24 protein-coding genes are annotated in these 23,484 nt (G+C 56.1%); 16 read left to right on the top strand and 8 right to left on the bottom strand.

Translation table 11 applies throughout. The features are described from left to right. Positions 1-20: 20 nt before the first annotated feature. Positions 21-1,016: an AraC family transcriptional regulator gene (locus ABWV33_RS19940; protein WP_353333282.1), complete on the bottom strand. Its 996-nt coding sequence runs from the start codon at positions 1,014-1,016 to the stop codon at positions 21-23. A 101-nt stretch (positions 1,017-1,117) separates the two neighbouring features. Here ABWV33_RS19940 and ABWV33_RS19945 point away from each other — a divergent pair, with 101 nt between their 5' ends. Both ABWV33_RS19945 and ABWV33_RS19950 read left to right on the top strand, forming a co-directional pair. Then, positions 1,118-2,326, top strand: coding sequence for an acetyl-CoA C-acetyltransferase (locus ABWV33_RS19945; RefSeq protein WP_353333284.1), 1,209 nt, complete (start codon positions 1,118-1,120; stop codon positions 2,324-2,326). A gap of 11 nt (positions 2,327-2,337) precedes the next feature. Beyond that, positions 2,338-4,482, top strand: coding sequence for a 3-hydroxyacyl-CoA dehydrogenase NAD-binding domain-containing protein (locus tag ABWV33_RS19950; protein ID WP_353333286.1), 2,145 nt, complete (start codon positions 2,338-2,340; stop codon positions 4,480-4,482). A gap of 34 nt (positions 4,483-4,516) precedes the next feature. Here ABWV33_RS19950 and ABWV33_RS19955 read toward each other — a convergent pair whose 3' ends face one another. Beyond that, the gene (locus tag ABWV33_RS19955; RefSeq protein ID WP_113822779.1) at positions 4,517-5,083 is read right to left on the bottom strand and encodes a TetR/AcrR family transcriptional regulator; all 567 of its coding nucleotides are present in this window, start codon (positions 5,081-5,083) and stop codon (positions 4,517-4,519) included. A gap of 302 nt (positions 5,084-5,385) precedes the next feature. Between ABWV33_RS19955 and ABWV33_RS19960 the strand changes: the two genes are divergently transcribed. The 5 genes from ABWV33_RS19960 to ABWV33_RS19980 all read left to right on the top strand — a co-directional run bounded on the left by ABWV33_RS19960 (position 5,386) and on the right by ABWV33_RS19980 (position 8,668). After that, a complete protein-coding gene (locus ABWV33_RS19960) occupies positions 5,386-5,850 on the top strand; it encodes a nuclear transport factor 2 family protein (RefSeq protein ID WP_164618983.1) in 465 nt (154 codons plus the stop codon). Between the two features lie 26 nt (positions 5,851-5,876). After that, positions 5,877-6,503 carry a pyridoxamine 5'-phosphate oxidase family protein gene (locus ABWV33_RS19965; RefSeq protein WP_353333288.1) on the top strand — a complete coding sequence of 209 codons (627 nt, stop codon included), beginning with the start codon at positions 5,877-5,879 and terminating at the stop codon, positions 6,501-6,503. An 89-nt stretch (positions 6,504-6,592) separates the two neighbouring features. Next, complete coding sequence (locus tag ABWV33_RS19970) at positions 6,593-7,093, top strand: DUF8737 domain-containing protein (RefSeq protein ID WP_353333290.1); 501 nt, start codon at positions 6,593-6,595, stop codon at positions 7,091-7,093. 56 nt (positions 7,094-7,149) lie between these two features. After that, the gene (locus ABWV33_RS19975; RefSeq protein WP_353333292.1) at positions 7,150-8,097 is read left to right on the top strand and encodes an alpha/beta fold hydrolase; all 948 of its coding nucleotides are present in this window, start codon (positions 7,150-7,152) and stop codon (positions 8,095-8,097) included. Positions 8,098-8,254: 157 nt separating this feature from the next. After that, a complete protein-coding gene (locus tag ABWV33_RS19980) occupies positions 8,255-8,668 on the top strand; it encodes a GFA family protein (protein WP_353333294.1) in 414 nt (137 codons plus the stop codon). Positions 8,669-8,705: 37 nt separating this feature from the next. On the opposite strand, the gene ABWV33_RS19985 is transcribed toward ABWV33_RS19980, so the two are convergent. Then, positions 8,706-9,347 carry a TetR/AcrR family transcriptional regulator gene (locus ABWV33_RS19985; protein WP_353333296.1) on the bottom strand — a complete coding sequence of 214 codons (642 nt, stop codon included), beginning with the start codon at positions 9,345-9,347 and terminating at the stop codon, positions 8,706-8,708. Between the two features lie 73 nt (positions 9,348-9,420). Here ABWV33_RS19985 and ABWV33_RS19990 point away from each other — a divergent pair, with 73 nt between their 5' ends. From ABWV33_RS19990 to ABWV33_RS20015, 6 genes are all read left to right on the top strand, one after another. Continuing rightward, positions 9,421-10,737 (top strand): flavin-containing monooxygenase, encoded by a 1,317-nt coding sequence (locus ABWV33_RS19990; RefSeq protein ID WP_353333298.1) that lies wholly within the window; start codon positions 9,421-9,423, stop codon positions 10,735-10,737. Beyond that, positions 10,734-11,636, top strand: a complete 903-nt coding sequence (locus tag ABWV33_RS19995; RefSeq protein WP_353333300.1) for a bile acid:sodium symporter family protein — start codon at positions 10,734-10,736, stop codon at positions 11,634-11,636. The genes ABWV33_RS19990 and ABWV33_RS19995 overlap by 4 nt, the downstream gene beginning before the upstream one ends. Continuing rightward, a complete protein-coding gene (locus tag ABWV33_RS20000) occupies positions 11,633-12,565 on the top strand; it encodes an SDR family oxidoreductase (RefSeq protein WP_353333302.1) in 933 nt (310 codons plus the stop codon). Before ABWV33_RS19995 ends, ABWV33_RS20000 begins: the two co-directional genes overlap by 4 nt. Then, a complete protein-coding gene (locus ABWV33_RS20005) occupies positions 12,562-13,320 on the top strand; it encodes an SDR family NAD(P)-dependent oxidoreductase (RefSeq protein ID WP_353333304.1) in 759 nt (252 codons plus the stop codon). Before ABWV33_RS20000 ends, ABWV33_RS20005 begins: the two co-directional genes overlap by 4 nt. 168 nt (positions 13,321-13,488) lie before the next feature. Beyond that, complete coding sequence (locus ABWV33_RS20010) at positions 13,489-14,361, top strand: NAD(P)-dependent oxidoreductase (protein WP_353333306.1); 873 nt, start codon at positions 13,489-13,491, stop codon at positions 14,359-14,361. Positions 14,362-14,469: 108 nt separating this feature from the next. Continuing rightward, a complete protein-coding gene (locus ABWV33_RS20015; RefSeq protein WP_353333308.1) occupies positions 14,470-17,529 on the top strand; it encodes an aminotransferase class III-fold pyridoxal phosphate-dependent enzyme in 3,060 nt (1,019 codons plus the stop codon). A gap of 74 nt (positions 17,530-17,603) precedes the next feature. Here the strand turns inward: ABWV33_RS20015 and ABWV33_RS20020 are convergent, their stop codons facing one another. Together ABWV33_RS20020 and hemP are read right to left on the bottom strand one after the other, a co-directional pair. After that, a complete protein-coding gene (locus ABWV33_RS20020) occupies positions 17,604-18,077 on the bottom strand; it encodes a hypothetical protein (RefSeq protein ID WP_353333310.1) in 474 nt (157 codons plus the stop codon). Further along, the gene (hemP, locus tag ABWV33_RS20025) at positions 18,074-18,244 is read right to left on the bottom strand and encodes a hemin uptake protein HemP (RefSeq protein WP_113822765.1); all 171 of its coding nucleotides are present in this window, start codon (positions 18,242-18,244) and stop codon (positions 18,074-18,076) included. The genes ABWV33_RS20020 and hemP overlap by 4 nt, the downstream gene beginning before the upstream one ends. Before the next feature lie 295 nt (positions 18,245-18,539). Here hemP and ABWV33_RS20030 point away from each other — a divergent pair, with 295 nt between their 5' ends. Further along, on the top strand, positions 18,540-19,475 hold the full coding sequence (locus ABWV33_RS20030) for an MBL fold metallo-hydrolase (RefSeq protein WP_353333312.1): 936 nt from the start codon (positions 18,540-18,542) through the stop codon (positions 19,473-19,475). Positions 19,476-19,637: 162 nt separating this feature from the next. Next, positions 19,638-20,303 (top strand): phosphoglycolate phosphatase, encoded by a 666-nt coding sequence (gene gph, locus ABWV33_RS20035; RefSeq protein WP_353333314.1) that lies wholly within the window; start codon positions 19,638-19,640, stop codon positions 20,301-20,303. Here the strand turns inward: gph and ABWV33_RS20040 are convergent. The 3 genes from ABWV33_RS20040 to tmpT form a co-directional block, all read right to left on the bottom strand. Beyond that, positions 20,276-20,689 (bottom strand): acyl-CoA thioesterase, encoded by a 414-nt coding sequence (locus ABWV33_RS20040; RefSeq protein ID WP_353333316.1) that lies wholly within the window; start codon positions 20,687-20,689, stop codon positions 20,276-20,278. The genes gph and ABWV33_RS20040 overlap by 28 nt on opposite strands. 55 nt (positions 20,690-20,744) lie before the next feature. After that, a complete protein-coding gene (locus tag ABWV33_RS20045) occupies positions 20,745-21,599 on the bottom strand; it encodes a 2-dehydro-3-deoxygalactonokinase (protein ID WP_353333318.1) in 855 nt (284 codons plus the stop codon). A 71-nt stretch (positions 21,600-21,670) separates the two neighbouring features. After that, entirely contained in the window at positions 21,671-22,303 is a 633-nt protein-coding gene (gene tmpT / locus ABWV33_RS20050) for a thiopurine S-methyltransferase (protein ID WP_353333320.1), read from the bottom strand. 166 nt (positions 22,304-22,469) lie between these two features. Between tmpT and ABWV33_RS20055 the strand changes: the two genes are divergently transcribed. Then, positions 22,470-23,414 (top strand): aminotransferase class IV, encoded by a 945-nt coding sequence (locus ABWV33_RS20055; RefSeq protein ID WP_353333322.1) that lies wholly within the window; start codon positions 22,470-22,472, stop codon positions 23,412-23,414. The last annotated feature ends 70 nt before the right edge of the window (positions 23,415-23,484 follow it).

Genomic DNA, 23,484 nt, shown 5'->3' on the forward strand with positions numbered 1-23,484 from the left:
TTCCGAAAGGGCCGCGCGTGTTAAAGCTCAGACAGGCGATAGGCCCGCGGTGTCACGCCTGTCCAACTGCGGAACGCGCGAATGAAAGCGCTGGCTTCGCTGAAGCCCGCGCGTTCAGCAATCCCTTCGACCGATGCGTCCGTCGTGGTGAGCAGGCGAACCGCCAGATCCCGGCGCACTTGTTTTCGGATGTCCGAATAATCCACGCCCTCTTTTTTCAAACGACGGCGCAGGGTGTGTTGAGCAATGCCAAGCGCAGAGCAAACCTCGGCCATGTCCGCAAGCCGCCGCTCAACGGTCAGGACATTCTCGACCGCCACCGCCACCTCTAGCGACAGACCCACGGCTGCATCCACCGGCAGGAAGGCATCCAGAGGCGTCCGTCGGGCATAATTGATCGCTTGGGCTTCGCTACGCACGATGGGCAATTTCATCAATCCAGCGGGAATCGCGATCCCTGAACTGGATTGCCCGAACTGCATCGGCGCACGAGCGAACATTCCACGATAGGCCGCGACATGCCCGGGTGCAGGGTAATCAAACCACGCTGCATTGGTGGCACCGCGATTGCCGGCCATCCAGCTGAGCATTCGTGTAACCAGCACCAAAATCATCTCAATCGCCATGACGTTTAGAACCTCGCGACCGGGAATCCGAGTAAGTTCGAACATCACGCTCGACCCGGATTCACGGAAACCGTAGCGAAACGAATTGTCCATCAGGTCCATGAACTGAACCGCCCGACCATATGCTTCGCCCAATGTTTCTGCGTGGCTCAAGGCTCCGGCCATGATCGCAGTGATGCCGATGCGCTGTGGGCGATGCTGAAGACCGCCAAGCTCATCATCCATTGTCAGAGTAACCGTACGCACAAGCCTGACGAAATCAGGGGCGGCCAAATCGGTCGGCTGCGGCGGCAATCCTGCCCGTCGCAATAAACCCGCCGGGTCAATGCCCTGAAGTGTTGCACCCTCTAACATGTTTGCCGCAAAGGCCGCTGGAATCCTGACCGCCATGCAGTGTCACTTAATGTCTATTTTTCTGCACCGCCAGATCATTGTCTGATTTGCGACCCCACGTTTACCCTGCTGCCAACCGTCAACGGAGGATCCATTTCATGGCAACTGCTGCCTATATCTACGACGCCGTCCGCACCCCGCGCTCCAAGGGTAAGGCCGGGGGTACCCTGAACGAAGTCAAACCCATCCAACTGGCCGCTGGCCTGCTACGCGAGTTGGAAAGCCGCCACGATCTGGACACCGCCTTGGTCGGTGACGTGATTCTGGGCTGTACCGCCGCAATTGGGGATCAGGGCGCCTGTGTGGCCAAAGCCGCAGTGCAAGCCGCGCATTGGGACGAATCCGTTCCGGGTGTTCAATTGGACCGGTTCTGCGCATCCGGACTGGAAGCTGTAAACATGGCCGCCGCCAAAGTCGGCTCAGACCAAGAGGATCTGGTGATTGCAGGTGGCATTGAATCCATGAGCCGCATTCCAATGCTGTCCGGTGGCGGGGCGATGTTCACCGACCCTGATTTTGTGATCGACCAGAACTCCGCCCCCCAAGGGATCGGCGCGGATCTGATCGCCACCATTGATGGCTACAGCCGCGAGGACGTAGATGCCTTTGCAATGGAAAGCCAACGCCGCGCGGCGCACGCGCGCGACAATGGCTGGTTTGATCGCTCGGTCGTGCCTGTCAAAGACGAGAACGGCATCACTATTTTGCAACGTGATGACTTCATCAAACCCGCCACGGACATGCAGAAACTGGGGTCTTTAAACCCGTCGTTCGCGCAAATGGGCGGCTTTGGCTATGACGACATGGCGCTGGCGAAATACCCACAGGTGAGCAAGATCAACCACGTCCACACGCCGGGCAACTCCTCGGGCATCGTAGATGGGTCATCGGCGGTGATGATCGGCTCTGAACAAGCAGGCAAAGACATGGGGTTAGAGCCGCGCGGGCGCGTCGTTTCGGCCACCGTGATTTCTACCGATCCCGTCATCATGCTGGCAGGCCCCGGCCCAGCGGCCAAGAAATGCCTCGCCAAGGCGGGCCTTACAGTCAACGACATCGATATCTGGGAGATCAATGAGGCGTTTGCCTCGGTCGCGATGCGCTACATGAAAGACCTAGAGATTGATCACGAAATCACCAACATCAACGGCGGCGCAATTGCCATGGGTCACCCATTGGGGGCCACGGGCGGTATGTTGGTGTCGACCGTGCTGGACGAGTTGGAACGCCGCGGCAAGAAACGCGCGATGATTTCGCTGTGTGTCGGTGGTGGCATGGGCATTTCGACCCTGATCGAGCGGGTGTAAGGAGAAAAACAATGGGTGAATTTGCTTACGAAAAAGACGCCGATGGAATCGTCACCATCACCATGAATATGGACGGCCCGGTCAATGCGATGAACGACGCATTCTGGCCGCTGTTTGCGGACACTATGAACAAGATCGAGGCCGAAGAGGGTCTGACCGGCGTCATCTGGACCTCGGCCAAAGACACGTTCTTTGCCGGTGGGGATCTAAACATGCTCAAGGGCATTCAGCCCGATGGTGCAGGTGCTCTTTTCGAAAGCGTCGAGGCCACCAAGGCCGTGATGCGCCGTCAGGAAAAGCTGCCGGTACCGGTTGTGGCCGCGATCAACGGGGCCGCACTAGGTGGCGGTTTTGAGATCTGTCTGGCGTGCAATTATCGCATTGCTGCCGAAAACCCCAAGACAAAGATCGGCTTGCCCGAGGTCACGCTGGGCCTGTTGCCCGGTGGCGGTGGCGTGGTGCGAATGACGTATCTACTGGGCTTAGAGGCCGCAATGCCCTTCCTGTTAGAGGGGCGTCAGGTTTCACCTGAAAAGGCTCTGAAAGCCGGCCTGATTCACGAAGTTATACCTGCCGACCAACTGCTGGCGCGCTCCAAGGAATGGATCCTGTCCGTCCAAGGCGATCAAGCTGTAATCACGCAACCTTGGGACACCAAAGGCTACCGGTTCCCCGGTGGACCGTCGAACTCCCCCAAAAACATGACCCGCATCGCTGGTGCGGCGGCCATGCTCTATAAGAAAACTAAGGGTCTGATGCCCGCGCCCGTGCGTATTCTCGACATCATGACCGAGACCGCAGGTAAGGTCGATTTCGACACCGCCCAACGCTATGAAAGCCGCCGGTTTGCCTCGCTGACGCCACTTGCGACCACCAAAAACATGATCTCGACGCTGTTCTTCGGCATGAACAAGGTGAACGGTGGGGCCAGCCGCCCCAAAGACATCCCACGCTCCAAAGTGGACCGTCTGGGCGTTCTGGGCGCGGGCATGATGGGCCAAGGTATCACCTATTCCGCTGCCATGGTGGGTATTCCGGTTGTGCTCAAGGACATGTCGATGGAAGCCGCCGAACGCGGCAAAGCCTATACCGCTGGATTGTTGGAAAAGCGGATCAAACGCGGCCAGATGACCCCTGAAAAACGCGATGCCGTTCTGGCCTTGATTACACCGACGGACAAATCCGAAGACGTCAAAGGCTGCGATCTGATCATCGAAGCGGTGTTTGAACAGATCGACATCAAAGATAAAGTGCTAGCGGAACACGAGGCCCTGCTTGCTGATGGCGGTTTCTGGGGGTCAAACACCTCAACCTTGCCCATCACGCGTCTGGCGACCGGATCTGCCAAACCGGAGAACTTTGTCGGGCTTCACTTCTTCTCGCCCGTCGACAAGATGCCATTGCTTGAGATCATCGCAGGCGATCAGACATCGGACGAAACGCTAGCGCGCGCCTTTGATTTTGCACGTCAGATCAAGAAGACCCCGATCATCGTGGGGGACAAAACCGGGTTCTATACCTCGCGCACCATCGGCACCAAGATCATCGAAGCGGTGGAACTGGTGGCCGAAGGGCACGACCCTGTTCGTGTCGACAACCTGTCCCGCCTGATTGGCATGCCCACCGGAATGCTGTCGTTGCTGGATGAGGTGCAGATCAAACTGGTCACCGACATCTACAACACTCAGGTCGAAATGGGGCTGTTGGACCCCGCCAAAGAGCCAAACCCCGGCGCACGCGCCATGTTGGCAGAAATGATCAGCCAGCACGAACGCCACGGCCGCGCCACAGGCAAAGGGTTCTATGACTATTCGACCGACGGCAAGACCATCTGGCCGGGTTTGGCCGCATGGCGCAAAGACGGTGCAGATATCCCGGATGAGGATATCAAAGACCGCATCCTGTTCCGCGCGGTTCTGGAAAGCCTGCGCTGTCTCGAAGAGGGTGTGTTGCGCACTGTGAACGACGGCAATGTTGGCTCCATCCTGGGCATTGGTGCCCCGGTGCACACAGGCGGTTACATCCAGTTCGTCAACACCTATGGTCTGGATCGGTTCAAGGCCCGGTGCGAAGAGCTGGCCGGCAAATACGGTGACCGCTTTGCGCCGCCAGAAATCCTAAAAACGCACGTTGCCGAACAAAAAGAGTTCGCCTGAAACCAACTGGCGCGGGGGGGTCCCTCGCGCCAGCTTACTTCGCTAGCGCGTGATCTAACAAAACACGTGCAGCCTCTTTAGCATCTTGTGCTGGCTTGCAACTGTTGAGCAGCACAGATGATACAATCGCCCCCTCTTTCAGCAACAGGATCTGACTGCCCAGCGCCTCGGGGTCTTTGGTTCCAGCTTCGGTTGCCAGTCTGATAAAATGATCCAACAACGCCTGTTTGTGCCCGGCCGCCTGTTGGTGGATCGGGTGGCTCTTTTCCTGATATTCGGCCCCGGCTTTGATGAACATACAGCCGCGATACCCGTCCTCAGCGAACCATTCTCCCAAGGCATCAAACCCGGCCATCAGCTGCCCTTCTGGCGTATCTGAAAGCTCTTGAATGCGGTCTAGAAACCAGGCTCGAAAACTTTCGTCGCGTAGCTGCAGCGCTGCAACGATCAATTCTTCTTTCGTGCGGAAGTGTTTGTACATCGACGTTTTAGAGACGCCGGTTTCCGTCACCAGCTTATCCATGCCCGTGGCATGAAACCCATCGCGATAGAACACCTGCAGCGCCTTGCGTACCAGCTCGTCTCTTTTGTTTGGGCGCATGATTCGGCTCCTTAGTGTACCGATCTGTACATAGTCACAAACTTTCTTACGTGCAACAAGGCCCCATCAACCGGCTGAAATAAAACACTTTAATTTCAGCTTTGAATTTTAAGAAAATCTTTCTGAAAACAAAGACCTTGAAAAAGGTTACCGATCGGTACACTTTATCTTCATAGTTTACAGATCAGTACACCAAGGAAATTCATCATGCCTCGTTTCATCTCTCCGTTCCCGGCCAATTGCGGCCCCCTCATCCTGACACTGGCCCTTTTGGCCGCAACACTGACCTGAAAGACACTCTTATGACACGTCCTCCCCTCCCTCCGTTTACACGCGAAACAGCTATTGAAAAGGTCCGGTTGGCTGAAAACGGCTGGAACAGCCGTAACCCTGATTTGGTTACACCCGCTTATACTGACGACAGCACGTGGCGAAACCGTGCTGAATTCCCCAAGGGCCACGCAGAAATCCACGCTATGCTGACCCGCAAATGGGAAAAAGAAACGCAATACCGCCTGATCAAAGAGCTGTGGGCCTTCACCGACAACCGCATTGCGGTGCGCTATGCCTATGAGTGGTGTGATGCAGACGGCAATTGGACCCGATCATACGGCAACGAGAATTGGGAATTTGCCGAAGATGGCCGCATGGCCAACCGGCATGCCTCGATCAATGATTTGCCCATCCGCGAAGAGGATCGCTTGTTTCACTGGCCCCTCGGCCCTCGCCCCGATGACCATCCCGGCCTAAGCGACCTTGGCCTGTAAGTTGAGCCTGTAGAGGAGATAAACCAATGCCCCGCGCCTTTTCCGAACTCATGTTCACCCCCGCTGTCCGTGCTCACCAAGAACGCATGGGATCGGCAGCATCTTATGCCAAATTCATCGCCGATGGCCCCAAAAGTGGGCATTTGATCGGCCCCGCAGAAAAGGCATTCATCGAGGCGCGGGATGGGTTTTATCAATCCACTGTTTCTGAAACAGGTTGGCCGTATGTTCAGTTTCGCGGCGGTCCCGTAGGGTTCTTGCGGGTGCTGAACGAACGGACAATCGGGTACGCTGACCTGACCGGCAACAAACAGTACATTTCGCGCGGCAATCTGGATGACAATGACCGGGTGTCGCTTATCCTGATGGATTACGCCAACAAACGACGGCTCAAGATCGTGGGGCGGGTATCCTTTACCGAGGGTGCGCAAGCCGCCGCAAGCCTGTTTGCCGATGGCTCAGAAACAGAACCAGAGCGCGCTGTTATCATCACCGTCGAAGGCATGGACTGGAACTGTCCCCGCCATATCACGCCACGCTACACCGAGGCCGAGTTGCGCCCACACTTGAACAAATTGGGGGCTGAGATTGCCCAACTCAAGGCCGAGAATGAACGCCTACAAGCCGAAGTAGCTGCGTCCAAAACCAGATAAGCCATTCCCAAACCTCGTAAATTACGAACCGCAGCCTGATCCCAAGGCTGCGGCCCGTCCCCTGCACCCTTTCGCCAAAGGAATTCGCCATGCCTGTCGAACCTATCTTTCTGTTGCAGTTCGCGCTCAGCCTCCTTGTCATTGCTTTGCTCGCTGCGTGGTATCTTGGCCCGGCCCTGTCAACACGCCCCCTGCACATAGCGATTGGCGTCCTGTTGATCCCTCATGCCTTTCGCCACATTGGCTTGGTGTTCATGGTTCCGGGCGTTGTGTCACCTGACTTGGCCCAGGGTTTTGCGAGCAGCGCCGGCTTTGGTGATTTGGCCGCAGCCCTGCTTGCGCTTACCGCGATGGTCGCATTGCGCCTACATTTGCCCGGGGCGTTGCTGGTGACATGGATCTTTAGCATTGTCGGCATCGCTGATCTGGCTAACGCCCTGCGTCAGGCCGAAGTCATCCCCAACTTTCAGGCCGCTTGGTATATCCCCACCTTTTTCGTCCCACTGCTGCTGGTTACGCATCTCATGATTGTTGTCCGGTTGATCCGTGCAGCACGTGACGCAGATGCCGCTGTGCCCTCTCCCTCTTAATCCCCCCGTTGGATCAAGCCGATCCAATCCATCCCTTCACTTCGAAAGGAAATACAATGACGACGTTCACCAATTTCGCGCTTTCTGCCCTGATCACAGGCGCAACGGCCCTTCCCCTTGCTGTGCAAGCGGGCCAACCCGACACCTTTGCCCCCGCCATGCGGGCCGAGGTCATAGACGGGCTCAAGATCGCCTATCGCGAGGCAGGCGACCCCGCAAACCCCACAATCGTGTTGTTGCACGGGTTTCCAACGTCGTCGCACATGTTCCGCAACCTGATCCCAGCACTGGCAGACGAATATTATGTCATTGCACCGGATTACCCCGGATTTGGGGCCTCTGACATGCCGCACGCGGCTGAATACGAATACAGTTTTGCTAATACAGCCGACCTCATGACAGAATTACTTAACCGGAAAGGCGTTGAGGACTACGCCGCTTACGTAATGGATTATGGTGCGCCTGTTGGCTATCGCATGTTTGCAAACGACCCGGATCGTGTGACCGGCTTTGTGATTCAAAACGGCAATGCTTATGATGAAGGGCTGCGTGAATTTTGGGATCCGATCAAGGCTTATTGGGCGGCCCCCTCCGCCGAAACAGGCGATCCTTTGCGCGCCTTCCTTACGCTGGATGCCACCAAATGGCAGTTCACCCACGGCGTAAAAGACCCCTCAGCGATCAACCCGGATAACTATTGGCATGTACAGTATCTGCTGGACCGCCCGGGCAACCAAGAGGTGCAGTTGGAAATGTTTCTCGATTACGGCACCAACCCTGCCGAGTACCCGAAATGGCAAGCGTTGTTCCGTGAACACCAGCCGCCTGCCTTGTTGGTATGGGGCAAGAACGATCCGATCTTTCCCTCTGAGGGCGCGCACCCCTACAAGCGTGATTTGAAGGATCTGGAATTTCACCTGCTTGATACCGGACACTTCGCCTTGGAGGACCATGGCGCTGAAATTGCAGGCGAGATGAAGGATTTTCTCGCCCGGATTAACTAGTTCCTCGACAACCCCCGCCCAAACTGGGTGGGGGTTTTGCCTTAGCCGCTTTAAAGCAACCCATAATTCCCCTCGCGATCCACCAAGATACGGCTCATACTTCCTGTGTCACATGTTGATGGTCATAATTGGACTATCTGGTTGAGAGGGTTCGAAGATGGTTGAACTGAATGGCCGATGCCTTTGCGGGGCTGTGACATGGCACTATAACGGCCCTCGTGGGCGTAACTTGGTGTGCCATTGCGAAAGCTGCCAACGCGCAACATCCGCCCCATTTGCCGCTTTTGTTGGTTTGGACCCGAATAATCTAACGTGGTCAGGCAAGATCAATCACTACGAAAGCTCCCCAAAAACGTGGCGCGGCTTCTGTCCTGCCTGTGGCAGCAGACTATATTTCAAATCCGCTAAATGGCCGGGTGAAATTCACCTTCATTCCAGCACATTAGATGATCGCGCGGCCTATCAGCCGGATCAAGAAGTGGTCTGCGAAGAACGGATTGGCTGGCTGGATCACTTACCCGACATCCCAAAGCACAACAGTTTTGGAGCCAGTCCAGAACCAGAGGACTGAGCGAAGCTCTCTATTTTGCTGTTCTGCAAAGCCAGAGTTAATCCCCTGTCACCATCGCCTCGACACCTGCGGTACAGAACCGAACCAACTTGTCGAGATCAGCCTCTTGTGCGCCCGGACTCAACGCCTCGACCCGCCACCCGGTATTGAGATGCGCCAGCATGGCTGCCACTGAATAAATTTGACCCGCCGCGATCTCCTGCCGTTCGGCCTTTGGATACAAGCGCGCGATTTCACCTATGAAAATTCCAGCGGTGGGGTCAAAGCATTCGGCCGCGATGTCGCGCCACCGAGGGTCGACCGAGACATGTGCAACAATGCGCCCATAAGCGATCCAATGCGCGCCCCCGGTTTGGGCCAGCGTGACATAGGGGCGAATAAAACAATCCAGGATTTTGTACAGCGTCAGACCGCCCGTCCGCGCGGCCTCTAACGCTTCCAATCGAACGCGCGCCAATTCATCCGCACGGCGGGCCACAGTTTGATGAAACAACTCTTCTTTACCACCGCCGTGATGGTGCACCAACCCAACCTGCACCCCAGCCAAAGCGGCGATATCGCGGATCGAGGCGCCTTCGAATCCCCCGACCGCAAAAACTTGCTCAGCCGCGTCCAGAATCCGTGCCTTGGTCTCCAAAGATCGTGCGGATGGGGCTCTTTTTCGTTGTTTCTCAAGCATCTACTTCCCTCTTGAAATACATATTGCCTTATATTGAACGATCGTTCAAGTTAAAGCGATTGCGGGAGGCCAAATGACACAGACACGTGAACAATATGCCCTGATCGGGGCGGGTCCAATGGGCTTGGCTATGGCCAAGGTACTGACGGAACAAGGCATCCCGTTTCAGGGGTTTGAATTGCATTCAGATGTGGGCGGTCTGTGGGACATCGACGGACCCAATTCGACGATGTACGAGACAGCGCATTTGATCTCCTCCAAACGCATGACCGAATTCACCGATTTCCCGATGGCAGATGATGTTGCCGAATACCCGTCGCATCGGGATCTCAAGCATTATTTTGGCGCCTTTGCCGATCATTTTGGATTGCGGGAACAATACCACTTCAACGCCAAAGTCACCCATGTGGAACCGCTGGGTGGACCCGGCGAAGGATGGCGTGTTGACTGGTCTGATCCTGATGGGGATCACAGTGCCGAATTCGCCGGTGTGATGATCGCCAACGGTACACTGACAGAACCCAACATCCCCGATTTCCCCGGTCAGTTCGACGGCGAGATGATCCACGCCTCGCAATATCGCTATGCGTCACAGTTTACAGACAAACGGGTGTTGATCGTAGGCGCAGGTAATTCCGGCTGCGATATCGCGGTGGACGCAATCCACCATGCCAAGCTGTGCGATTTGTCGATGCGGCGCGGATACTATTTCGTTCCAAAGTACGTATTTGGAAAACCTGCGGACACAATGGGCGGGTTGATCAAACTGCCCATGTGGCTCAAGCGCCGGATCGACGGGATGATCCTAAAGTGGTTTGTAGGGGACCCACAGAAATATGGTTTCCCCAAACCGGATTACCAACTGTACGAAAGCCACCCGGTTGTGAACTCTCTGGTGCTGTACCACGCGGGCCACGGGGATCTGCGCATTCAGCCCGACATCGAACGCTTAGATGGCAAGACCGTACATTTTCGCGATGGAACTGTACAAGATTATGACATGATCCTGACCGCTACCGGGTACAAGCTGCACTATCCGTTTATCGACCGGGACCTGTTGAACTGGCAAGGCGACGCCCCGCATCTGTACCTGAATGCCATCCACCCCGCGCGCGATGACTTGTTTGTTCTGGGCATGATCGAGGCCAGCGGTCTGGGATGGCAAGGGCGTCACGAACAGGCGGAAATGGTTGCCCGATATATCAAAGGGCTGTCCAAAAACTGTCCTGTTGCAGCTGAATTAAAGGCCGAGAAATCTGCCGAATTCCAGCGCGCAACCGGCGGCATGCAGTATCTCAAACTGGCGCGGATGGCCTATTACGTCGACAAGGCAACCTATCGCGGGGCAGTCACCGGTTGGATCAAGCGGCTGACGCAGGCCAAGTCATGACTGGCATTGATGATATCACGCTGAACTTTTCGCCTGCGTCCCTGACGCTGTTAAATGCAATTCTGGCAATTGTGATGTTTTCCATCGCAATTGACCTGAAGCCCTCAGATTTCGACCGGCTGCGCCGCGCGCCAAAACCACTTTTGGCCGGGCTGATTTCTCAATTCCTGATCTTGCCCGTTTTGACCTTTGGTATGATTTTAGTGACGCAACCGCGCCCCTCTATCGCGCTAGGGCTGATCTTGGTTGCGGCTTGTCCGGGCGGGAACATCTCAAACTTCATCACCCATCGGGCTGGGGGCAACGCGGCCCTGTCTGTCTCAATGACGGCTTTTGCCACCATCGGGGCGATCCTGCTTACACCGCTGAACATTGCGCTGTGGGGCGGGCTCTATGCCCCGACCCGCGCCATTTTGCAGGAAACCCAGATTGACCCTGTTCAAATCGCCATAACCGTCAGCCTTATGCTGATCCTGCCCTTGGTTCTGGGCATGTATCTGAACCTGCATCGACCCAGCCTGACCTTTCGGTTGCGCCGTCCGCTGCAACTGCTGTCTATGGGTATCTTTATCGCCTTTATCGTACTCGCTCTGGCGGCAAACTGGGAATTTTTTCTTGGTTTTGCCGGGGCAGTCGCCGGCCTTGTGATCCTTCACAACGCACTGGCACTGGGGGGCGGTTGGGCTGTGGCCACTCTGGCCCGGCTGTCCCCCTTTGATCGTCGCGCCATCACCATCGAAACCGGCATCCAGAATTCCGGTCTGGGTCTGGTTTTAATCTTTGCCTTTTTCAACGGCTTGGGTGGCATGGCTGTCGTGGCCGCGTTCTGGGGTATCTGGCACGCGATTTCGGGCCTTGTTCTTGCATCAATCTGGTCCCGGACGGAGGCCCGAAAATGACGCGTATTCTGATCACTGGGGCCGCTGGCATGGTCGGCAAGGCGCTTTTGCACGAACTGAGCGAACACACGGTTTTTGCCACTGATTTGCAGCCCCCCAGCCCCCTGCCAAATGGGGTCTCATTTCATCGGATGGACGTGACCACAAATGAACCTGAACGGGTTATCGCCAAGGTCAAACCTGACGTGATCGTTCATCTGGCCTCGATTGTGACCCCACCCAAAGGGACAGGTCGCGCGTTCGCCTATGCCGTAGATGTCGAAGGTACCCGCAAGGTTCTGGAGGCCGCCATCGCGCATGGCGTAAAGCGGTTGGTTGTCACCTCGTCCGGAGCGGCATACGGATACCATTCAGATAATCCTGTTCCGCTGCGAGAAACGGACCCTGTGCGCGGCAATCCAGAATTTGCCTATGCCGATCACAAACGGCAGGTCGAAGAGATGCTGGCAAAGGCACGGCAAACCGCGCCGCACCTCGAACAGGTCATTCTGAGAGTTGGAACAGTTTTGGGTCCCGGTACCGAGAACCAAATCACCGCCCTGTTTCACAAGCCCCGCCTGCTGGCCCTGCACGGCAGCGAAAGCCCGTTTGTGTTCATCGCCACCAAGGATCTGACCCGTATTCTGCACCGGGCTGCGACGGACGGCCCACCCGGCATCTTCAACGTCGCAGGCGATGGCGCAATGGGCGTCACCGATCTCGCCAAGGCAATGAACAAACCCGTTTTGCGCCTGCCTGTTTGGGTTTTGAAAGCGGCTCTGGCCATCGCGCACCCGCTACGGCTGAGCCAATATGGACCAGAACAGGTGCGGTTCCTACAATATCGCCCGGTTCTGGCCAACGACGCCCTGAAGGCTGAATTTGGGTACACCCCGGCGCAAACCAGCGCCGAAGTGTTTGAGAGTTGGAAAAGAGAAGCAATATCATGAAAACAGCTGTCATTTCCGGAGGGGCCGGCGGGCTTGGCCAATCGCTGTCGACGCAATTGCAGGCCCAAGGGTGGCGGGTCATTCTGCTGGATCTAGATGTATCAGCTCTTTCCGAAACCGACACCCAATTGCCAATTCAGTGTGATCTGACCGATCCCACCCAATTGACCGAGGCCATGCAGAGCATTCTAAAACACAGCCTCAGCTTGGATTTGGTTGTGTACAATGCCGGCATTACCCAAATCACCAGCTTTGCAGACAGTGACGACGCCGGTCATCGCAAGGTCTTTGAGATAAACTATTTTGCAGCGGTCGAAATGGCACGGGCGCTTCTGGGTGCAGTGCGCGCGGCCAAAGGGACCCATCTGGCCATTTCATCCGTCGCAGGGTTTGCGCCCCTCTATCACCGCACCGCGTACGCAGCATCCAAACACGCGCTCGAAGGTTTTTTCAAATCGCTCCGCTCCGAAGAGAAGGCGCATGGTGTTCAAACATCTATCGCCGCACCCTCGTTTGTGGCCACCAATATTGGCAATGACCAAAGGCAACCTGACGGCACCGCCCGCCCCGGATCTGCAACCGATGGTGTGGATTACATGAGCCCGCAATCCGCAGCCACTGAGATCTTGCGTGGTGTTGAAAAGGCGCGCCCAATGATTCCAATCGGCCGGATTGCCCGCATGGCATGGTGGATCAACGGCGTCGCGCCCCGTCTGTATCAGCGCCTGATGGAGCGTCAGATCGGCGGCACATAACCAATTCCGAGACAGTAAGCTTTGCATTGCCCCGTTGGTGACCCTTAAGGATCTTGGCCGAACACGCTAAGACACCTTGCCCTTTGGCCCAAGCTTTGGTTTGTCTCACGTACAAATTTTCAGGGCTCATCCAGCGGGACGGGTCTCAGCACGTAAGAGGGAAAACCAATGGCAAAAGTCGCATTTTTGGGCCTGGGGGTCATGGGCTATCCGATGGCCGGGCATCTACAGGCCGCTGGCCACGACGTCACCGTCTTCAACCGCACCGCCGCCAAAGCCGAGGCTTGGGTGGCTGAACATGGGGGCGCTATGGCGCTAACCCCAGAGGAGGCCGCCAAAGGCGCGTCCCTCGTGTTTGCCTGTGTTGGCAATGATGACGATCTGCGCATGGTTTGCACCGGTGAAGGCGGTGCGTTTCAGGGCATGGAGAATGGCGCGATCTTTGTCGATCACACCACGGTATCAGCCAAAGTCACAACCGAGCTATATGCGGTAGGGCAAGACAAAGGCATCGCCTTTGTTGATGCGCCGATTTCTGGCGGACAAGCGGGGGCAGAAAATGCTGTTCTGTCAATCATGTGTGGCGGAGATCAGACCGCTTATGACGCCGCTGAACCGGTGATGCAGATCTATTCCAAAATGTGCCGCCGTATCGGGGACAGTGGTGCCGGCCAAATGACCAAGATGTGCAACCAAATTGCCATCGCTGGTCTGGTGCAGGGCCTGTCAGAGGCGCTCCACTTTGCTGAAAAGGCGGGGTTGGACGGACGTTCGGTTGTCGAGGTGATCAGCCAAGGTGCTGCGGGCAGTTGGCAGATGGCAAACCGGTATGAGACCATGCTGGATGACCATTTTGAGCACGGGTTTGCAGTCGATTGGATGCGCAAGGATCTGGGCATCTGTCTGGATACTGCAAATGAAACCGGGGCCTCGCTGCCAGTTACCGCTTTGGTCGATCAGTTTTACAAGGACGTTCAGAAACTGGGCGGTGGGCGGTGGGATACGTCAGCCCTGATCAAGCGATTGCGGGCGCTGGACTAAGCTTTGGCTCCTTGCCGAATGGCGCCGTGCTATCAACGGCGCTATTCCATTTGAAGGTTTCGACAATAGCCATGTGCGGGGCGTCACAGGGCAACAAAGGACACATCCATGAATCTGGATTTCTGGGCGGACACCCTGCCGCGCACTTGGGGTATTTCTGGCAAGCTGACACGGTTGGACGGGGAATATGACCTGAACTTTCTTGTCGAAGCAACGAATGGCAAAGACTATGTATTGAAAGTCATGCGTGCCGGGTGCGCCGCCGATCTAGTTGATATGCAGATTAACGCCTTGGCCCATATCTCCGAAACCGCCCCCGGCCTGCCCTTTCCCAAGGTATTTCCCAGCCTGGGCGGCACATCCTTGCCCGAACTGACTGACGAAGAAGGCCAAGCCCGGCTGGCATGGTTACAGGAACGGCTTCCGGGGGACTGTTACGCAAAGGTGACGCCCAAATCGCAGAGCCTGATCCTGAAACTCGGTCGGGTGTTGGGCGCAACGGACCGCGCCCTGAAAAACTTCCGTCACGACGGGCTACACCGAGATTTCAAATGGGATCTGATGCAGGCTGGATGGGTTGGCGATGAGTTGACCGCCATCACTGACCCGCACCGCCAAGGCTTGCTGCGTGAGATCGCCAACGCCTTTACAGCGGTTAAACCCACATTGGAGAGCCTGCCGAAACAAGCGATCCACAACGACGCGAACGATTACAACATTCTGATCGACGGTGATCTGGGCGAGGCCAAACAAGTGACCGGCCTGATCGACTTGGGCGACATGTGTGCCGCCCCGCGGGTCTGTGATCTGGCGATTGCAGGCGCCTATGTTGTTCTCGATCACCCGAACCCCGAGGCAGCGCTCGTTGCACTGGTCCAAGGGTATCACGCCGCTGCCCGTCTGAGCCCGCAAGAGATCGATCTGATTTGGCCACTGTTGCAAATGCGTCTGGCCGTCTCAGTCGTCAACTCGACCCTGATGGCTATCGAAAACCCAGAAGACCCCTATGTCACCATTTCACAGGCCCCGGCTTGGCGGTTCCTCGAAAATCCCGCCGTGAATGGTGGTCTTATGTCGGCCCGCCTCAGGGCCGCATGTTACATGCCAGTGACCGATGGCGCGGATCGCATTCACGCGTATCTGAACGCCCACCGGGGGGAATTTGCCCCCTTGTTTGATCGCGACTTGAACGACGTGCCGATGGGGTCTCTATCGGTCGAGAACTCGACATGGCCGCAAAACCCGTTCCACATGCCCCTCAGTGAAGCAGCACAGGTTGGAGCCGAATTCGGCCCCGATTGGTGGATGGGGTATTACAATGAACCGCGCCTGATCTACGCTGAACCGGGGTTCCGCAAAGGCCCATGGAAGGCCAGCGACAGACGTACCGTTCATCTGGCGGTCGATGTTTTTGCCCCTGCGGGGTCACTGTTGCATGCCCCGCTCAGCGGGCGGGTCGAGGCCATCGAAAACCGCACTGGTCATCTGGATTATGGTGGGGTTGTGATCCTGCATCATGAAACTCCCGAAGGGGATCCGTTCTATACCCTCTATGGTCATCTGGACCCAGAGGTGTGTGATCGTCTGAAACCCGGTGATCCGGTGGCACAGGGTGCCACATTCTGCCGGTTGGGGGATGCCACGCAAAACGGTGGCTGGGCCCCGCATGTGCATTTCCAATTGGCGCTGACCACAGATGGCATGCAAAACGACTGGCCCGGTGTCGGGGACCCCGATGAGATGTATCTGTGGCATGGGGTCTGCCCCAATCCTGCGGCCTTGCTGAACCTGCCAGAGGACAAAGTGTATTATCAGCCGGTCAACAAAGACGAGATCCTGCAAGGGCGGCACGATCATTTCGGCGGCAATCTGTCCCTCACCTATGATGATCCGGTCATGTTGGTGCGCGGATGGAAGCATCATATGTTTGATGAATGGGGTCGCCCCTATCTGGATGCGTACAACAACGTCCCCCATGTCGGGCACGCCCATCCCCGCATTCAGGCCGTCGCTGCGGATCAGTTGAAGCGAATGAATTCCAACACGCGATACCTGCACCCGGCACAAACCGCATTTGCTGACAAAATCATGTCGAAACTCCCCGAACAGTTCGAGGTCTGTTTCTTTGTCAATTCCGGGACCGAGGCCAACGAATTGGCCCTACGCTTGGCCCGGGCCCATACTGGCGCCAAAGGGATGGTGACACCAGATCACGGCTATCACGGGAACACCAATGCGGCGGTCGCAATATCCGCGTATAAATTCAACAAGCCCGGCGGCATTGGTCAGGCGGATTGGGTTGAGTTGGTCGAGGTCGCAGACGACTATCGCGGCAGTTTCAAACGGGACGACCCGGACCGGGCGCAGAAGTATGCGGACCTTGTTGATCCCGCTATTGCGACCTTGCAAGAAAAAGGCCACGGAGTAGCCGGTTTCATTGCCGAGACTTTCCCTTCGGTTGGTGGGCAAATCATCCCTCCCAAAGGGTATTTGGCAGCGGTGTATGAAAAAATCCACGCCGCTGGCGGGGTGTGCATTGCCGACGAAGTCCAAACCGGCCTTGGTCGGCTTGGCGACCACTATTTTGGCTTTGAACATCAAGGTGCCCTGCCCGACATCGTGGTGATGGGCAAACCCATTGGAAACGGTCATCCGCTGGGCGTGTTGGTGACAACCAAAGCCATCGCGGAAAGCTTTGACAACGGGATCGAGTTCTTTTCGACCTTTGGCGGCTCAACCCTATCCTGTCGCATTGGCAAAGAAGTGTTGGACATCGTTGATGACGAAGGGTTGCAGGACAATGCCCGCGAGATGGGCAATATTCTGATTTCCGGGCTGAAAGAGCTGGAAACCGAATTTGGCTGCGTTGGGGATGTGCGGGGCATGGGGCTGTTTCTGGGCCTCGAACTGATCAACTCGGATGGGTCCGAAGGCACGGAAATCTGTAAATACGTCAAGAACCGCATGCGCGATCATCGTATCCTGATTGGCAGCGAGGGGCCCAAGGACAATATTCTGAAAATCCGCCCGCCACTGACGATCGAGCAAGAGGATGTCGAGATGATCCTAATCACTCTGCGCGCGATTTTGGGCGAAGTTGGCGAATTTTCACCCGCGGCACCGGTTCCAGACCATCATCACCATCACGCTGGATGTGGGTGCAGCTGACACGGAATACCTCTGACCCAAAAGGTCAGAGGTTTGCTAGGTGCTGAAAATTTCTGCTAAAAACCCAATCAGGCTTAGTGCACCACCGCCGTGTGCGGTCGGTGTGTCGCTTTTTGATAAGGCTGTGGCTGCACCATGCGGCGCAGCGCCATTCCTAGTTTCTCAGACAACACTGCCAATGACGGCGCATAATCCGCACGCACCAGCAAGGACGCCATCAACATTGCATCTTCGCGGTCCCCATCCGAGGCCGCGCCGATCATTTGCGCGAAACAGTTTTCATCTGCCCCGAGGCACGAACAACTCAATCCGTGTCGGATCATGGGACGACGGCTGTATTTGGCGCACAGCATACAAATCTGCTCAAGCGTCATCATTGCCGCGCGCCCTTGCTCTGTTCCCAACGCAAGATTGAAATCGCTGGCCGCATCATCGCGGCCATGTGCGCCGTCACTCCACAGCCGCAGATACATCACTGCACCTGCTTCGACTGGGGCTAGGTCTGCGAGGCGGCCAACAGCCGCCCCGCCACGATTCGTAGCACTCATTTCGTCAGGATCAACTTACCAGCGCGCGTGATGCGCAATGTATAAAGTTGATCACCCAGCTCAATATGCGCCAGATTTCCACCTTTGGTCAGCTCTTCGGCCCGGTGTGCTGGCAACAACGAAGTGATAGGGTACCCTTGGGTCGGGGTTGGGTTCTGGATATTCATAGGATCATCTCCTGAGCGATGGGCAGGGGTACGCATAGCGCTGGCCGAACGGTTCTGATTTGAGGAAACGGTCATGAATTCAGCGTTTTGCATCGGGTCAACTGGTCGAAATGGTTTAAGTTCATTTTATCTGGCTGACCCGGGCCGATGTGGGTTGGCTGACGTTCTGCGTGTAATCTGACAAAAATAGTAAGGTACTGTCAACCCCAAAGCGTATGCTTTCAATACATGTTTAAATGTCTCATTGTCATTCACATCTATGAATGCGAGAATTTATAGAAAGAGGAGAGGCTGTATGACACTGACACGCCGTAAAATGCTGCAAAGTACGGGTCTGGCGTTGGCCGGAATGACAGGTCTGGGTTCGATTGCCCCCCGATCTGGTTGGGCCGCGACAGAGTTGAAACTGGGAACCACCCAGATCCACAGCCTAAGCGACGGTCATTTGGTACTGCCCCCTGACTTCATCTTTGCCCCAATGCCCAAAGATGAGCTGACCCCGATTCTGAATGAATATGGATTGGGCAGCGGGCCATTGACCCCCTCTTGCAATGTGACCCTCATGCAGGACGGCGAACGCACGGTCTTGTTTGATACCGGATCTGGCCCGGGCTTTCAGGAAACCGCTGGCGAATTGGTCGATGCGCTGGATGCTTTGGGCCTAAGCCCCGAAGACGTCACGCATGTCGTGTTTACCCATGGCCACCCCGATCACTTATGGGGGGTGTTGGACGATTTCGAAGACCCGCTGTTTTCAGAAGCCGAGCATATGATTGGCCGAACTGAATGGGAGTATTGGCTAGACCCCAACACAGTCGACACCATCGAAGAGGCGCGCACCACAATGGCAGTGGGTGCCAAGCGGCGTCTTGAGGTTCTGGAAGACAGCATTACGCTTTTTGATGACGGTCAGGAAATTTTGCCTGGCGTTGCGGCACATGCCTCATATGGGCACACGCCTGGGCATATGGCATTTGAAATTCGGCAGGGGTCAAATTCAGTCATGGTTGTTGGGGATTCGATCGGCAATCACCATGTCGCCTTTGCGCGACCTGACTGGCATTCTGGCTCTGACCAAGATCAGGCGACGGCAGCAAAGACGCGCATGCGTCTGCTGGATCATATGGCAGCGGATCAAATGCAATTCATCGGGTATCATCTGCCTGAAGGGGGGCTAGGACGGGCCGAACGCAAAGACAGCGCATACCGGTTTGTCGCTGAGGGTGCTTAACACCTGTCATGGCCAGCATCGATTGAAGAGCTGGTCATTTTCAATCTTACAGCTCAATCTTACAAAGCCTGTCGTCCGAAACGATTGGCCGAGCAGTTTTGACTTGCGCGTTGCGCCTCGGGCACCTGATATGCAGATATCCCAAACACAAGGCGACCTGAGATGACTGTAACCATTGTTTTTGATCTGGACGGCACCCTGATCGACAGCGCCCATGACATCGCAGCCGCAACCAACAAAATGCTGGCAGAGCAGGGTGTTGCCCCTCTGAGCGTTGCTCAGGTGACGTCCTTTGTTGGGGACGGGTTGCCCAGTCTGGTCGAACGGGTCATGCGCCATTGTGAGTTGGACGCCAGCTTGCACCCTCAACTCTGTGACGCAACTCTGTCCCACTACAACGCGGCAGGGTCTGAATTGACCAAAGTCTACCCCGGTGTTTACGACGCCCTAAACACTCTGCGCGACCAAGGCTGCCATATGGGGATCTGTACGAACAAACCAGTTCAAGCCGCTCACCACGTCTTAAACGCCCTGAACCTCGCGCCCTATTTTCAGGCGGTGATCGGCGGCGATAGCCTGCCACAGCGCAAACCTGATCCAGCGCCCCTGCGTGCCACATTCGATGCGCTACCTAACGGTCATCGCATCTATGTTGGCGATAGTGAAATTGATGCTGAAACGGCGCAGCGCGCAGCGATACCCTTTTTGTTGTTCACACAAGGGTATCGCAAGACCGAAGTCGATCAGATCCCGCATACCATCAGCTATGACGACAGTCGGGTCCTACCAGAAATTGTTGCTCAGGCCTTGTCCGCTTCGGGCAACTGAGCCTCGATACGAAGCCGAACATCATCAGGCCAAGGCAGAGACCGGCCGAGCTTTTCAATGTAAACAAGTGTCGCAGAAGCCTTCAACCGGAGCTCGGATCCACAATGCGCCTCTAAGTCATAGCGCACACTGCTGCGGCCCAGCTTAGTGGGGGTCAATTGAAATTCCAGCACATCCCCGTGCAGACTCGGCGCAGTAAAGCTCGCCTCGATTTGGGCTGTTGGAGCACCGTTTGCGATGACAAGCTTTTCAAATGGCAGATCAAGTGTCTCTGCAAACCAGTCTTCAACGACATCATTGATCATTTCGAAATAGCGCGGGAAAAAGACAATGCCTGCAGGATCACAATGACGAAACCGGACGGGGACTTGTACTGTAAAAGCCATTATTGCGGGCTCCTCTATTCGTTTGTACACACTCTTTCTGTCTCAGCCGAAAACTTCAAGTGGACAAAGCGCGCCAAGCAACCTGCAACCCTTGTCGCGTGATCCGCAGTTCGTCCGCCAAAGTCGCAGGTGCCCCCTGCGCAGCCAGAGCATCGACATAGGCCTGTGCCATTGCCCCCTGCCCGATGACCGCCAATTGCTGACCCAACCAGAACGGGCGCGCTGCCGCTAATTCAGCACCAATCAGCCCCCCAAGAATTCGGCCCCGCGCCTGCCCTTGGGACAAGCCATCTAACACTCCTTCAGCATGAATACTGTAGAGCCGAGCCAGAATGCGTTCAGGTTTCGCCATCGCATCGCTCAGCGCCGCGTCAAAGGCTGCGACCTCCAGATCCGGACTATTCAACCATTGGTGCAATCCAGTTTGCGCTGCCAAGGCCCCCAAAACTGCCCCTGTCATGAAGGTCTGGAAACTCACCACCTCACCTGCGCTGACGTGAACCCAACGGGTTTCGGACCCAACAAGGCACAAAACCCCATCCCAATCCTTATTCAAGGCCAAGAACCCCGCCACACGGGTCTCATCGCCCTGCATCATGTCGACCGGCGTTTTTTGTTTTAGTCCTGGAATAACGTGCAAATCAACACGCGGATCGCCGAGATCCATAGACCACGCCCCCTCCGCCAGCGGCGCACAGGGGATGGTGCCGCTGACGGGGCCAAGCAGACCACAGGCGATAACCGGAAGCGGCTTGTCTGACAGCCAATCAGAGACCAAGGAAATCAATCCCTGTGGCGTGACAGTCAACCCGCCCTCGTGCGCCGCCTCGGATACAACATCTCCGCCCTGCATGGCCCAAACCCGCTGGCGATCAGCGGCCCAATCCAATGCAATCCAATCTACGGTCATGTCTGCGGCCTTTTCTGTAAGAACTGCCGCCTGTTTACGTCAGCGCGTCCCAGCAATCCAGAGCGACCCGCTCAGCGCAATACCCAAACCGTTTCGATTGCATCGCAGCGTTCTTTCATACGATCCGTCGCCGGGGTTCGCGCGATGGGTACAACCGAATACTGCCCCGCATAAAGATGGGTGATCTCACCTGTGTGTACCGAAAACGGAGGGCCATCCATTCTGGATTGATCATAGTCAAAACTGATCAGCAATTGACGAGCGCCCCCCGTGATTGTGATCAGGTGCTGGCTGTATCGCGCTCGCATATCTTGCGGCAATGCAACAAGGGCCGCACGATCATAGATCGCATCGACCCGATCCAATGTCTGCGCATCCAAATCAAAGATATCGCCCACAAACATCGTGATGTCTTGCGCCTCGAACCTGGTGAGTGGGCCCAGTTCGGTAATGTCTGGAACCAGTTCCAGTTCTTCGAACAACTGCTCGATCGCCAAGCGGCTCAACTCGGCTCCAACAACCTGTAGCCCCTGCGCCAAAAGCCATGCCACGTCCCGTGTCTTGCCACACAACGGCAGAAACACCCGATCCCCCGCTGACACTTCTAACTGAGAAAAGTGCGCCACCAGCAGCCTATTTGCCTCTGCCTCGTGAAATCCAATCCGATTGGTTTGCCAACGGTCGTGCCAAAAATCTGGGGTCATCGAATTTACGGCTCCTGCGTCCGGGTTTGCGCTCGGGCACAGATACGACTGAAACCCAAATGGGCGTCAAGGGAAACCCGGCCTCAGGTTGTTGACAATACCTGTTGTCCTCGTGCCAAGTTGCGCCGCAGTCAGAGACACCGACGACCACAAGGATAGACGCCCAATGATTGATCAAAGCCATTCGACACACGACGCCGAGGCAGACGACCGCAACGAGCATATCAAGATCTACGTCAATGGTCAGATCGTCGACAAAGCCGAAGCCGTGGTATCCGTCTATGACAGCGGCTTCATGCTGGGTGATGGCATGTGGGAAGGGATGCGCCTGTACGATGGCGAATGGGCGTTCTTTGACGAACACATGGATCGGCTGTTTAACTCGTTGAAATCTGTCTCGCTTGAGATTGACGAAACCCCCGCCGATATCCTGCGCATTCTCAACGACACCGCCAAAGCCAATGGCATGACGTCAGACGCGCATTGCCGCTTGATGATCACCCGCGGGCGCAAGGCGAAACCGTTTCAGCACCCTGCCCTGTCGCGATTTGGTCCGACCATCGTGGCCATCATCGAACATTCCAAACCTGCCGAAAACGTTCAAAGTCAGGGCATTCGCCTAGCCACTGTGCCACAGGTCCGTGGATTGCCGATGAGTCAGGATGCCAAATTCAACAGCCACTCAAAACTGAACTGCGTCATTGCCTGTTTGCAGGCAGAACAGGCCGGCGCTGATGAGGGCTTGATGCTGGACCCGCATGGGTTTGTGAACACGACCAATGCCTGCAACTTTTTCATCGTGCGCCGGGGCGAGGTTTGGACCTCGACCGGGGATTATTGCATGAACGGTGTTACCCGCCAAAAGGTGATCGACCTGTGCCGCAACAATGGCATCATCGTAAAGGAAAAGAACTATTCCCTGTACGAAGCCTATGGCGCTGACGAAGCGTTTTTGACCGGCACATTCGGTGCGCAAACCCCCGTGGCTGAAATTGACGGCAAAGCCATCGGCCCACACCAAGGCGCAGGCCCGATGACCCTACGCATTCGCGAACTCTACAAACAGATGGTTGCGGAAAATGTGGCTCAGCAACAAGCGACACGGGGCTAACACTCTAAAAGTGGTGCGTATTTCAGGTTTAGGTTGATCTTGGTCACACTTTTGCCAATTCGGCCGTTTA

This window comes from Phaeobacter sp. NW0010-22 (assembly GCF_040365955.1).
Taxonomy (GTDB): domain Bacteria; phylum Pseudomonadota; class Alphaproteobacteria; order Rhodobacterales; family Rhodobacteraceae; genus OMPR01.